The following is a 13096-nucleotide window of genomic DNA, read 5'->3' as shown; positions in this document are numbered from 1 at the left end:
ATATTTTCTATCTTTGCTTTATAGTAAATTTATATAAAATGAAAAAGCAGGCTGATTATATTAAGCGTATCGAGATAAAGCGGCTGTGGGGACGTAAAGATATCTCGTGGGAACTTCGCCCTGATGTTAATATTCTGAGTGGGGTGAATGGAATAGGTAAAAGTACTATTCTGAACAGGTCTGTAAATAGTTTGAGTGCTTTGGAAGGGGGGGCTTTAAGTAATGGCTCTGCACCGGGGGTACATTTTGTTTTTTCTCCTGAAGATGCTACGCAAATTCATTTTGATGTTATCAGAAGTTTTGACCGACCATTGATTCATTCCGAGTTGCTTGAAAAAATGGCGGATAAGAATGTGAAGACAGAGCTGGACTGGCAGCTTTATCAATTGCAGCGCCGTTATTTGGATTATCAGGTGAATATCGGTAATCGTATTATCGAGTGTCTTACTTCCGGTAATCCCGAAGACCAGATGCGTGCTGCCCAAATGTCTTATCCTAAGAAGAAATTCCAGGATTTAATGGATGATCTTTTCGGAGAAACGGGAAAGAAGATTATTCGTCAGAGCAATGAGATTTTGTTTGAACAAGACGGTGATACTTTATACCCTTACCAACTTTCTTCGGGTGAAAAACAGATATTGGTTATTTTGCTTACTGTCTTGGTACAGGACAAGAGGCATGGAGTGCTGTTTATGGATGAGCCTGAGATTTCTCTTCATGTGGAGTGGCAACAACGTCTAATTTCATTAATTCGTGAATTGAATCCGAATGTACAGATTGTACTCACGACTCATTCGCCGGCTTTGGTCATGGATGGATGGCTTGATGCCGTTACCGAAGTGAGTGATATAACACAATGAATTTAACTAAACGACACGGCTATGGGAAAGAGATTATCCGACAACCTTTCTTCTTTATATATCGGTGCGGCGAATAGGTTAAAGCCCAAAAAGGCAAGACGAAAAATTGTGGCTTATGTTGAAAGTTACGACGATGTCTCTTTTTGGCGTACCCTATTGGGAGAGTTTGAAGATGATACTCGTTATTTTGAAGTAATGCTCCCTTCCAAGACCACTTTGGCGAAAGGCAAGAAATCTGTATTAATGAATGAACTGGGTTCACAGTTGGGGCAGAATATGATTGCCTGTGTAGACAGTGATTATGATTATTTACTTCAGGGTGCTACCCATACTTCCCGCTATATTATCAATAATAAGTATGTTTTTCATACGTATGCATACGCCATCGAAAACTATCAATGTTATTCGGGAGCTTTGCATGAAGTGTGTGTCATGGCTACTTTGAATGACCATCCATTGGTAGATTTTGTTGCCTTTATGAAGATGTATTCACAGATTGCCTATCCGCTTTTTATTTGGTCGGTGTGGTTTTATCGGAAACACATATTATCCGAGTTTTCATTGCTTGATTTTTGTTCGTTTGTCAAGTTGGATCAGGTAAGTGTTTACCGGCCCGAGCGCAGTTTGGAAAATATGAGCCGTCGTGTAAGGCGGAAATTGCAGGAGTTGGAGCATCGTCATCCCAAAGCGATAGGAGAGATAGAGGCAATGAAAGAGGAGTTCGCTCAATTGGGAGTATATCCGGATAATACTTATATGTTTATTCAGGGGCATCATATTATGGATAGTGTAGTGATGAAACTGTTGACGCCTGTTTGTAATGTTCTTCGTCGTGAGCGTGAGGCGGAAATTAAAGAACTTGCAGAGCACGATATGCAGTTCCATAATGAGCTGACAAGCTATCAGCGTCGTCAGCTAGGAGTTGATATAGTACTCCGCAAGCATACTAGTTATAAAGAATCTCCGCTTTATAAAAGGTTGGAAAGTGATATCAGACGCTTTTTAAAGCATATTGATTAATACTTATCTGTTGGTTTTCGATATAGCTTTAGCGATAAAGTGATCGATAGAATACTTTCCGGGCCCGGCTATGTACATCAGAACAAATACCACAAGATAGATAAATGCCAGTTCTTTGACAGAGAACGGGTCATTGCCGTGAATTACAAAAAATGCCATGCCCATTGTGAAAATCATAGGAATCATAGCAAGACGGTAAAGGAATCCGAAGATAAAAGCCAGTGAACAGGCCAGTTCGCCAAAAATGGCCAAAATGAGAGACATTTGGCTTCCTACTCCCAAAGGATCCGGGAAACTTTCACTCATGGCATCGAAGTTTGCCCATTTTTGTACTCCGTGAGACATTAATAATACACCGAATAAAATGCGTAATGCCAATAATAGTAATGACATGGCTGTGCTATCCGGTTTTGAGGGAAATAAGAATTTATAAATAACAGACATAAATTAGGCTTTTAAAGTTTATACTATTTATCTATAAAAACGTAAAAAACGAATAATTGTTCATTTTATTCTTCGGCTGTCTCTTTAGGGATGGTTATTTCATTGCCGTCTCTTGTGGCAATATAGTGAGGAGACATAATCTCAATGCCTGCCTTATTGAAGTAATCCTGTATGTTTTGGTGTAGAACAGAATAAATGGCGGCCATTTTGTCTGCATCTTTTATATAGGCATTAACCTGATAAACCGGATACCAATCACTTAATGATGTTTTCAGTACAAATGGTTCCGGATCGGCCTGTATTTCCGGAGTGGCCAAAGCAGCATCAATAAGTAACTGATGTACTTTCCTCCAAGGTGCATCATAGCCGATGGTTACTTCCGAATGAATGATTAGTCCGTATGTTCTTGCCGATTTCGATGTACGGATTCGGGTTACGAAAGCCGTTTTTTTTCACCACATTTCCTGTTGTCTCGTTCAACTTGATACGGTCTCCCAGTTTGAAGGCCTTATGTAAGTAGTGATAAAGCCTTCAATGATATTACCGATGACAGTACTCGAACCGAGTGAGATAATCAGACCGACAAATACGGAAATCCCTTGGAACACACCGGAATCAGCCCCCGGCAGGTATGGATAAATCATGACTATCATAAAAGCGTAGAGCAAGAACCGTATGATATGGAAAGTCGGTATGGTCCAGTCGGAGTAGAAACCGTTTATTTTCAGTCTCTCAGAGTCAATCTCCGTTGCCAGATAACGCAAACCTTTTATCACATACCTGATGGTTCTTTGATGAAATGTTTTCACTATATCTGCTGTTTGTATATATTTCCGTCCTAATCAATCAAGCAATGGAATCAGTTCCTCTGCTTTTTCGATGATGTGTGCGGGATGAAGAGCTTCAAGTTCTGTTCGCGGTCTGAATCCCCAAGCCACTCCCACGGCAGTGACTCCGGCATTGTGTGCCGTTTGCATATCGACATTGGAATCTCCTACATACAGCACTTCTTCTTTGGTGACTCCGGCTGTGGCAATGATATCATTTACAATAGAAGGGTCCGGCTTGGCAGGTATTCCTTCCCTTTGTCCCAATACTTCCACAAAATTTATTTCGGGGAAATAGTGTGCAATCAGTTTCCGTGTAGCAGCTTGATATTTGTTGGACGCCACAGCTATCTTTCTTCCGTCATTTTGTAAAGCCAGCAATAGTGCTGCTATACCCGGATAGGGACGACTAAAATCCGCGTTGTGTTTATCGTAATAAGGGACAAACTGAGAACGGATTTTTAAAATATTTTCTTCGCTTCTTTCGTTCTCGGGCAATGCTCGTTCAAACAGTTTGTTGATTCCGTTTCCTACAAAGAAACGGTAGGCATCCGTGTCATGAATGGGATAGCCATAGTACTGTAAAGCTTGGTTGGTAGCGGCAGCCAAATCAGCTATTGTATTCAGCAATGTGCCGTCTAAATCAAATATCACAAGTTTCTTCATATTTGTATTTCTTTTATCGGTGCAAAGTTAGTATTTTTGTCTGCAAACTAATAATAATGCTTATGAACTTTCTAGAATTAGTAAAAGCGCGCTATTCTGCCCGCAAATATGCCGGTCGTTCGGTTGAGATAGAAAAATTGGAGTATATCATGGAGTGTGTACGCTTGGCTCCCTCGGCAGTTAATTTCCAACCGTGGCGGTTTAAAATAGTCACAGATGAACCTACATTAAAGGCGTTGCAGCAATGCTATAAGCGTGAGTGGCTTGCCACAGCTCCCTGTATCATTGTGGCTTGCACAAACCATGAAGAGTCTTGGCATCGTCGTGCCGACAATAAAGATCATGCAGATATTGATATAGCTATTGCGGTGGAACATCTCTGTCTGGCTGCTACCGAGCAGGGTTTGGGTACTTGCTGGGTTTGTAATTTCGATGCTTCTCAGTGCAGCACTGTTTTGGGATTGCCCGAATATATAGAGCCGGCTGTGTTGATTCCTGTAGGATACGCTGAAGACGAACCTGTTGAAAAAAAGCGCAAGATGCTGAATGAAATTCTTTTTTAAGGATTTCGTAATGTCATCGGGCAGATTCAATCTGCCCTTACAGCAGACCAAAGTGCTGTTTTTTCCTGAGTTGATGGCTGTTTTAGGTTTTTGGAACGCTTTCTTTCTTCGTGTATCTTCTTCTTTTCTACTAATTTTGCATATTTTTCAACCCCTTTATTATAAAAATAAAACCGAAATGCCTAAATTTGAGCACTTTTTAGGCTTTGAATAACCTATAAGTGCAGTAAGTACTATTAATAACACTAGATTTATGGAGAACATAGGAGTCGGATTGATGCTGATGGTAGTTGGAATGGCTACTGTCTTTGTCATACTACTCATTGTTATCTATCTGAGCAAGTACCTCATTACTATTGTCAACAAGGTAGCTCCCGAAGAAGCTCCCAGGAAAGTGCCTACTGTAGCTCCTACAACCGATGCAGGAGCTATGGATGCTATTAAGGCGGCAGTAGAGATTTTGACAGCAGGTAAAGGTCAGGTGATAAAAATTGAGAAGCTATAATCCAAAAGAAAAACACATTTAAGGAAAATGGAAAGAGAAGTGAAATTTAGTCTGGTCTTCCGCGATATGTGGCAGAGCGCAGGCAAGTATGTGCCCCGCGTAGACCAGTTGGTAAAAGTTGCCCCGGCCATTATTGAAATGGGTTGTTTTGCACGTGTAGAAACAAATGGCGGTGGTTTTGAACAGGTAAATTTATTGTTTGGCGAGAATCCGAATAAAGCAGTGCGCGAGTGGACCAAACCCTTCCACGAGGCAGGTATTCAGACACACATGTTGGACCGTGCTTTGAATGGTCTTCGAATGAGTCCCGTTCCGGCAGATGTCCGCAAGTTATTCTATAAAGTAAAACACGCGCAAGGAACAGATATTACCCGTACTTTTTGCGGTTTGAATGATGTTCGCAATATTATCCCCTCTATCGGTTATGCCCATGATGCCGGCATGATTTCACAATGCTCCCTATGCATCACTTTTTCTCCGGTACATACCGTGGAATATTATGTAAACATGGCCCAACAGCTTATCGAGGCCGGAGCGGATGAAATCTGTATCAAGGATATGGCAGGTATCGGACGTCCTGTTTCACTGGGTAAAATAGTAGCAGGAATAAAGAAAATAAAAAATATCCCCATCCAATATCACTCTCACGCAGGACCCGGTTTCAACATGGCTTCTATATTGGAAGTATGTCAGGCGGGTTGCGACTATATCGATGTCGGCATGGAGCCGTTGTCATGGGGCACGGGACATGCCGATCTTATCAGTGTGCAGGCCATGCTGAAGGATGCCGGTTTCAAAGTGCCCGAAATCAATATGGAGGCGTACATGAAAGTGCGTTCTCTTATTCAGGAATTTATGGATGACTTCCTCGGACTATATATCAGCCCGAAGAACCGTCTGATGAACTCCTTGCTGATTGCTCCGGGACTTCCGGGAGGTATGATGGGAAGCTTGATGGCCGATCTCGAAACAAATCTTGAATTTATCAACAAGTATAAGGCGAAACGCAATTTGCCGTTTATGACTCAGGACGAGTTATTGATAAAACTCTTCAATGAAGTGGCATATGTATGGCCACGTGTCGGTTATCCTCCTTTGGTGACTCCGTTCAGCCAGTATGTGAAAAACCTTGCCATGATGAACGTAATGGCCATGGAAAAGGGTAAAGAACGCTGGGGCATGATTGCCGATGATATTTGGGATATGATTTTGGGCAAAGCCGGCCGTCTGCCGGGCAAATTGGCTCCTGAAATTATAGAAAAGGCAGAACGCGAAGGTCGTAAGTTCTTTGATGGTAATCCACAGGATAATTATCCCGACCAATTGGATAAATATCGTAAGATGATGCTCGAAAAGCAATGGGATAAGGGTCAGGACGATGAAGAACTCTTTGAATATGCCATGCATCCGGCTCAGTATGAGGCTTATAAGAGTGGAAAGGCAAAGGAAGACTTCTTGGCGGATGTGAAGAAACGCCGGGAAGAAAAAGCCAATGCAACGGCTCCTGTCGAAGCAGAGAACAAAACAAAGGTATTGACGGTAGATGTAAACGGTCAACCTTATCGTGTCACAGTAGCTTACGGTGCCGTAGACCCTGCTACCCTCAATGCTGCTGCAGGAGGTACTCCGGCGGCTCAAACTGTTGCTCCGGTGGGCGAAGGAAAAGATATCCTTTCTCCGTTGGAAGGAAAATTCTTCTTGGTAAAGAATGCACAGGAAACCCCGAAGAAGGTAGGTGATAAAGTGGCAAAAGGCGAAGTTATCTGTTATGTAGAGGCAATGAAGACATATAATGCGATTCGTGCCGAATATGACGGAACCATCACTGCCATTTGTGTAAATTCGGGTGATTCTGTGTCGGAAGATGACGTATTAATGAAGATATTATAATGGAAGATATATTTGCAAGACTATATGAAATGACTGCTTTCAGCAATATTATTGCCGAACCGCAGTTCCTGATAATGTATGCCATTGCGTTCATCTTGCTTTATCTGGGTATTAAGAAAAAGTATGAGCCGTTATTGCTGATTCCGATTGCTTTCGGAGTATTGCTGGCCAACTTCCCCGGAGGTGAAATGGGCGTAGTCCAAGCCGATGAAAACGGCATGGTAATGGTGAATGGCGTGATGAAGAATATTTGGGAGATGCCGTTGCATGAAATTGCCCATGATCTCGGTTTGATGAACTTCATCTACTATATGTTGATAAAGACAGGCTTCCTGCCTCCTATTATTTTTATGGGTGTGGGTGCTCTGACGGATTTTGGTCCGATGCTTCGTAACCTGCGGCTCTCTATTTTCGGTGCAGCTGCACAGTTGGGCATTTTCACCGTATTGCTGGTAGCCATTTTGATGGGCTTTACACCGAAGGAAGCTGCTTCACTGGGTATTATCGGTGGTGCTGACGGTCCGACAGCTATCTTTACCACCATCAAGCTGGCTCCTCATCTGTTAGGTCCCATTGCCATTGCAGCTTATTCTTATATGGCTTTGGTTCCGGTTATCATTCCTTTGGTGGTCAAACTGTGGTGTACCAAGAAGGAATTGAGTATCAATATGAAAGAGCAAGAAAAGAAATATCCTTCAAAGACAGAAATCAAAAACCTGCGTGTGCTGAAGATTCTTTTCCCGATTGTCGTTACTACAGTCGTGGCCTTGTTCGTACCGAGTGCAGTGCCTTTGATTGGTATGCTGATGTTTGGTAATTTGGTGAAAGAGATTGGCAGCGATACCTCGCGTTTGTTCGATGCGGCATCAAACAGCATCATGAATGCCGCCACCATTTTTCTGGGACTTTCGGTGGGCGCTACTATGACTACCGAAGCATTCCTCAACTGGACAACCATCGGCATCGTGATTGGCGGTTTCCTGGCATTTGCCCTGTCTATTTCCGGTGGTATTCTTTTTGTGAAGATATTCAATCTGTTTACCAAGAAAAAGATAAATCCGTTGATTGGTGCATGTGGCCTGAGTGCTGTGCCGATGGCAAGCCGTGTGGCCAATGAAATAGCATTGAAGTATGACCCGAAGAATCATGTACTTCAGTATTGTATGGCTAGTAATATCTCTGGAGTAATCGGTTCGGCAGTAGCTGCCGGTGTATTGATTTCGTTCTTGGGATAAGCGGTATATATAGAAATATAAAGATACGGATGTGTAGAGAATATCGGTTCTTTAGGGGTAAAAGAACAATGAAGTCTGCATAATCCGTATCTTTTTTGTATATTCACTATTTTAAAACATTTGGAGGCGAAAAACTGTTTTAAAACTGCATTCTTTTTGCATTTGTGTGCAAAAATGAGGCATAATTCATTTATTGTTTGTATCTTTGCAAACTAATTTAACACTAATATAGGTATGAGTTACAATTTGTTGAAAGGAAAAAGAGGTATTATTTTTGGTGCATTAAATGAACAGTCCATTGCATGGAAAGTAGCAGAAAAAGCTGTTGAGGAAGGTGCTGTCATTACATTATCCAATACTCCGGTGGCAGTTCGTATGGGTGAAGTTTCGGCTTTGGCGGACAAGCTGCATTGCGAAGTGATTCCTGCTGATGCTACGAGTGTAGAAGATTTGGAAAATGTATTCAAGCGTTCAATGGAAGTGCTGGGTGGCAAGATAGATTTTGTTTTGCATTCTATCGGTATGTCTCCCAATGTTCGTAAAAAACGTACTTACGATGACCTCGATTATGATATGCTGGGCAAGACTTTAGATATTTCTGCCATATCATTCCACAAAATGATTCAGGCAGCCAAGAAACTGGATGCTATTGCAGAATACGGTTCTATCTTGGCTTTGAGCTACGTAGCTGCACAGCGTACATTCTACGGATACAATGACATGGCTGATGCAAAAGCATTATTGGAATCTATTGCACGCAGCTTCGGATATATCTACGGACGTGAACATCATGTGCGTGTGAACACTATTTCTCAGTCACCGACCATGACCACTGCCGGTTCGGGCGTGAAAGGCATGGACAAACTGTTCGATTTTGCCAATCGTATGTCTCCGCTGGGCAATGCTTCTGCCGATGAATGCGCGGATTATTGTATCGTAATGTTCTCCGACCTCACCCGCAAAGTGACCATGCAGAACCTTTTCCACGACGGAGGTTTCTCCAGTGTGGGTATGAGCCTTCGTGCCATGGCAACTTACGAAAAGGGATTGGATGAATATAAAGACGAAAACGGAAATATCATTTACGGATAATCACCGATGATACGCAAAGTTATATTCATATTAGTATGTCTCGTTGCTCTTTCTTCTTGCCATTGGAACGGAGGAAAGAGTAGCGATTCTGCCGAATTGAATATAAAAGTAGCCCGTTATGACCGTTTGTTGTTTGAGTATGTGACTATGAACAACCTTTCGGCACTGCAAAAGATGAATACTGATTTTCCGCAAGCCACCAAGCTCCTGATAGAAGATGTGCTGGCCATTGGCGAAGTGGATGACAATAAGATAAACGACCGTCTGATGGAGTATTATGCCGATACCACTTTATTGGTATTGATACAGGATGCCGAAGAAAAATTCAAGGATATGGGCTGGATAGAGAAGAAACTCACCAAAGGCTTCAAGCAGTTGAAGAAAGAAGTTCCCTCTTTGCCCGTTCCTCATTTCTATGCCCAACTTTCTGCTCTCAACCAGTCGGTAGTGGTAGGAGACAGTATCGTAGGGTTCAGCATAGATAAATATATGGGGGCCGACTATCCCCTCTATAAACGTTTTTACTACGATTACCAATGCCGCAGCATGGAGCCCGACCGCATTGTTCCGGATTGTTTCACCTTTTATTTATTGAGTGAATATCCCATGCCTTGGGGACCCGGACGTACCTTGCTCGATATGATCTTGCACAGGGGAAAAATCAATTGGGTAGTAGCCCGTATATTGGGTTATGAATCATTTGAGAAAGAGATGGGATATGACGAGAAAGAGGCGGAATGGTGCAAGAAGAACAAATCAGCCTTATGGCAAGGTATGCTGGACAACGGACATCTGGATGCTACCGATCCGTTGATTGTACGCAGCTATATTCGTAAAGATCCCTTTATACCGATTATGACAGGTGAGCGAACCCCGGCAAGTATCGGTGTATGGATGGGCATTTTGCTGATAGACGAATATATGAAGACTCATGACGACGTAACCATAAATGATTTATTGAACGATACCGATTATCGCCGCATATTGAGTGAAGTTGATTTCAAGCCCTGATAAGAACAGAATTATGGAAACAGCATTATACCTGTTGCCCGTTACCTTGGGCGACACTCCCGTTGAGAACGTATTACCGGTATACAACAAGGAAATAATCCTTGGTATCAAGCATTTTATAGTCGAGGATGTGCGTTCTGCCCGTCGTTTTCTGAAGAAAGTGGAGCGTAGCATTGATATTGATTCACTTACATTCTATCCATTAAACAAGCATACTTCACCCGAAGACATTTCCGGCTATTTGAAACCGTTAATGTCGGGCGAGTCTATGGGAGTTATTTCTGAAGCCGGCTGTCCTGCCGTTGCCGACCCGGGGGCTGATGTGGTAGCCATTGCCCAGCGCAAGAATCTGAAAGTGGTTCCGTTGGTAGGGCCTTCTTCCATTATTATGTCTGTCATGGGTTCGGGCTTTAACGGTCAGAGCTTTGCTTTCCATGGTTACCTTCCTATTGAACCGGGCGAAAGAGCCAAGCGGATTAAGGTATTGGAACAGCGCGTTTACTCAGAAGACCAAACGCAGCTCTTTATCGAAACTCCTTACCGAAACAATAAGATGGCGGAAGATATTCTGAAAAACTGTCGTCCTCAAACCAAGTTGTGCATTGCTGCCAATATCACTTGTGAAGGAGAATATATCAAGACCAAGACAGTAAAAGAGTGGCAGGGGAAACTGCCCGACTTGTCTAAGATTCCTTGCATATTTTTGATATACAAATAGTACTTTTGGTAGTGCTTGTGCTACCACCACCTCACAAAACGTTCGGTTTATCGTCGGTTTTGAAAGGATGGGTGGTAGCAGTAACAGCACTTCTATTTCAAGATAATTTCTTTGATGATTGGCCAGCAAGTATGTTGGCCGGTTATTTGAATCTTGACTGCTTTTATTGTTTTGGCAGCATCCGGTGTAGCCGATGCTTGTCCCAGATCATCAAATTTACCTACTTTCACAAAGTTCTCACCATCTTCACTAATCAAAAGATCGGCCATGGTGATATAATCTTTGGAATCGCCTGTTATGACTTTCACTTCATTTACTTTCATCGGTTCACCTAAAACGATTGTAAAATAATGCTCCGGTCCCACGGACGTTCCACCCCAGAAGAAAGTATTCGATTTACCATCAAAAGCATATTCTGCATGGTAAGGAGGATTTCCCGGAATATTGGTGTCGATATGTGCATTACGAACCAAAGCAGGCTTTTCGTTTGACGGAACAAACTCCTTTTCATTCATGGCATCATCTTCATAATAATTGATACCCAGTTTCTTCATAACAGGATAAAACGTAGTAATACGTTGATAAAAATCATCCCAATTTCTGGCAGAAGGCTCACTCCATAGCACCTCCGACAAGGCACAGATACGCGGATAAAGCATCCATTCCACACGGTCCATAGTAGTGATGCGTTCAGTCCACAAGGCAGCCTGTCCTCCTTTTATCAACGCTTGTTGTTCAGCAGTGACTCCTTCTGATACGGGATTCCACTCATAGACTTTACGGGTAGAGTTTCCGGCATACCCCCAGTCGAAATAGCAACCGTGTTGAGGACACATGATAACAGATATGCCATGTTCCAAGGCAATCTTCTGCTTTTCCACACCATTATCCCTCCAAATAGTCAATACATCATTCGGACCGGCTGCATGTCTGTCATTGATTTCACCCCAGCCTATCATTATTTTACCCTTAGAACGAATCAAGTCACTCATTTTACGAGTGAAGTAATCCTGAATTTCCCCCGGAGATTTCATTCCTTCGCGTTTGTAAAGTGCCATACATTTGGGACATTTTTCCCAAATATCAGTAGGAACTTCATCCCCTCCGAAATGTATATATTGCGAAGGGAAAATTTCGATAAGTGCATCTATTACATCTTCTGCAAAAGCGAATGACTGAGGATTGCCGATACAAATCATATTTTCATTGCCACGTTTGCGTTTGTTCCAGTCACGTTCCTCGGGAGTAGCTTCGAATTTTCCTCCCCGACAAGATAGCTCAGGCAATGCGGCAAGCAATGCAATGCTATGCCCGGGCAAATCCACTTCCGGGATAATCTCAATTCCCCGTGTTCCGGCATAGGTTACGATTTCCTTCAAGTCCTCTTTGCTATAATATTTTCCGGACAATTCGGGAAAGTCATAATAATAGGTACCTTCTTTTACTAAATCGGGATATTTATCCATAGATAATCGCCAGGCTTGATTATCAGTGAGATGCATATGAAGGGTGTTGAGTTTGAAAAAGGCCATGTGGTCAAGTGTTTCCTTCAATTCATCTACCGTCCAGAAGTGACGGGCACAATCCAGCATCAATCCTCTGTAACCGAATGCAGGCTTGTCCTGTATGGTGAGCACCGGTAATTGAGCATCTTTTGCAGTCATAATCAGTTGGAGTAAACTGGCCAAACCATGATTGACACCTTGTATATCGCCGGCTTCTATTTTAATCCGGTTTTTCTCTATATTCAGCCGATAAGCTTCGGCAGAAAGTGACTCGTCTTTAACGATTACCAAACTACCCTCCGAATCAGTTAACGATACGGTTAACGAGGCTGTTTTTTGCAAGTCTTTCACAAAATTGTCTGCGGTGAGTTTCCACTCATCGGGTACTTGTATGCTTTGTAAATTACTTAATGGAAAAGCACCTTTATGGATTTCTACATTTTCCGCCAGCGGAATAAGGTCTACCTTTTCTACCAATTTGGTTTCACACGAGGTCAGTAACAAAGCAAATGCTGCAATAGCAAGCAGGTTTTTCTTCATAGATTTAATAAGAAACTGTTTTTATTAAATAATCAATATCCATTTATCAATCAGTTAGTTAATAGTATTTTGTAACTTAAATATCTCTGCTCGAATAAGTTATGAGCTACTATCCAACTAACCAGACTGAAAAACAGTGGCAAGTTATCAAAAATATGGTAGAGCCACAAGGAAGAAGCAGGAAAACTTTGGCTATCATCCACAGGTAAGTGGAGATCAC

12 protein-coding genes and 1 pseudogene are annotated in these 13096 nt (G+C 42.4%); 9 read left to right on the top strand and 4 right to left on the bottom strand.

From position 1 onward, the window contains the following. Window positions 1–38: 38 nt before the first annotated feature. Together HMPREF1534_RS08125 and HMPREF1534_RS08130 are read left to right on the top strand one after the other, a co-directional pair. A complete protein-coding gene (locus tag HMPREF1534_RS08125; protein WP_005941000.1) occupies window positions 39–860 on the top strand; it encodes an AAA family ATPase in 822 nt (273 codons plus the stop codon). Between the two features lie 21 nt (window positions 861–881). Next, window positions 882–1880 (top strand): DUF4435 domain-containing protein, encoded by a 999-nt coding sequence (locus tag HMPREF1534_RS08130; protein ID WP_005940998.1) that lies wholly within the window; start codon window positions 882–884, stop codon window positions 1878–1880. Window positions 1881–1883: 3 nt separating this feature from the next. Here HMPREF1534_RS08130 and HMPREF1534_RS08135 read toward each other — a convergent pair whose 3' ends face one another. The 3 genes and pseudogenes from HMPREF1534_RS08135 to HMPREF1534_RS08140 all read right to left on the bottom strand — a co-directional run bounded on the left by HMPREF1534_RS08135 (window position 1884) and on the right by HMPREF1534_RS08140 (window position 3817). Then, window positions 1884–2324: a DoxX family protein gene (locus HMPREF1534_RS08135; protein WP_005940994.1), complete on the bottom strand. Its 441-nt coding sequence runs from the start codon at window positions 2322–2324 to the stop codon at window positions 1884–1886. A gap of 65 nt (window positions 2325–2389) precedes the next feature. Beyond that, a pseudogene (locus HMPREF1534_RS0119045) lies at window positions 2390–3109 on the bottom strand (mechanosensitive ion channel family protein); the annotation flags it as partial. Window positions 3110–3166: 57 nt separating this feature from the next. After that, window positions 3167–3817 carry an HAD family hydrolase gene (locus HMPREF1534_RS08140; RefSeq protein ID WP_005940991.1) on the bottom strand — a complete coding sequence of 217 codons (651 nt, stop codon included), beginning with the start codon at window positions 3815–3817 and terminating at the stop codon, window positions 3167–3169. 62 nt (window positions 3818–3879) lie between these two features. On the opposite strand from HMPREF1534_RS08140, the gene HMPREF1534_RS08145 reads away from it, so the two are divergent. From HMPREF1534_RS08145 to HMPREF1534_RS08180, 7 genes are all read left to right on the top strand, one after another. After that, a complete protein-coding gene (locus tag HMPREF1534_RS08145; RefSeq protein WP_005940988.1) occupies window positions 3880–4380 on the top strand; it encodes a nitroreductase family protein in 501 nt (166 codons plus the stop codon). A 253-nt stretch (window positions 4381–4633) separates the two neighbouring features. Continuing rightward, window positions 4634–4885, top strand: coding sequence for an OadG family protein (locus HMPREF1534_RS08155; RefSeq protein WP_005940983.1), 252 nt, complete (start codon window positions 4634–4636; stop codon window positions 4883–4885). A gap of 27 nt (window positions 4886–4912) precedes the next feature. Continuing rightward, the gene (locus tag HMPREF1534_RS08160) at window positions 4913–6775 is read left to right on the top strand and encodes a biotin/lipoyl-containing protein (protein ID WP_005940980.1); all 1863 of its coding nucleotides are present in this window, start codon (window positions 4913–4915) and stop codon (window positions 6773–6775) included. Beyond that, a complete protein-coding gene (locus tag HMPREF1534_RS08165) occupies window positions 6775–8010 on the top strand; it encodes a sodium ion-translocating decarboxylase subunit beta (RefSeq protein WP_005940977.1) in 1236 nt (411 codons plus the stop codon). Before HMPREF1534_RS08160 ends, HMPREF1534_RS08165 begins: the two co-directional genes overlap by 1 nt. Before the next feature lie 234 nt (window positions 8011–8244). Next, complete coding sequence (locus HMPREF1534_RS08170; RefSeq protein ID WP_005940975.1) at window positions 8245–9102, top strand: enoyl-ACP reductase FabI; 858 nt, start codon at window positions 8245–8247, stop codon at window positions 9100–9102. Window positions 9103–9108: 6 nt separating this feature from the next. Continuing rightward, complete coding sequence (locus tag HMPREF1534_RS08175; RefSeq protein WP_005940973.1) at window positions 9109–10113, top strand: gliding motility protein GldB-related protein; 1005 nt, start codon at window positions 9109–9111, stop codon at window positions 10111–10113. Window positions 10114–10126: 13 nt separating this feature from the next. Further along, window positions 10127–10831 carry an SAM-dependent methyltransferase gene (locus tag HMPREF1534_RS08180; protein WP_005940971.1) on the top strand — a complete coding sequence of 235 codons (705 nt, stop codon included), beginning with the start codon at window positions 10127–10129 and terminating at the stop codon, window positions 10829–10831. Between the two features lie 92 nt (window positions 10832–10923). Here HMPREF1534_RS08180 and HMPREF1534_RS08185 read toward each other — a convergent pair whose 3' ends face one another. Then, the gene (locus tag HMPREF1534_RS08185; protein WP_005940969.1) at window positions 10924–12876 is read right to left on the bottom strand and encodes a glycoside hydrolase family 20 protein; all 1953 of its coding nucleotides are present in this window, start codon (window positions 12874–12876) and stop codon (window positions 10924–10926) included. Window positions 12877–13096: the final 220 nt, after the last annotated feature.

The sequence above is a fragment of the Phocaeicola massiliensis B84634 = Timone 84634 = DSM 17679 = JCM 13223 genome (assembly GCF_000382445.1).
GTDB lineage: Bacteria > Bacteroidota > Bacteroidia > Bacteroidales > Bacteroidaceae > Phocaeicola > Phocaeicola massiliensis.
The sequence above is the reverse complement of the archived record's forward strand: the minus strand, read 5'-3'. Positions and strand labels throughout refer to the sequence as shown.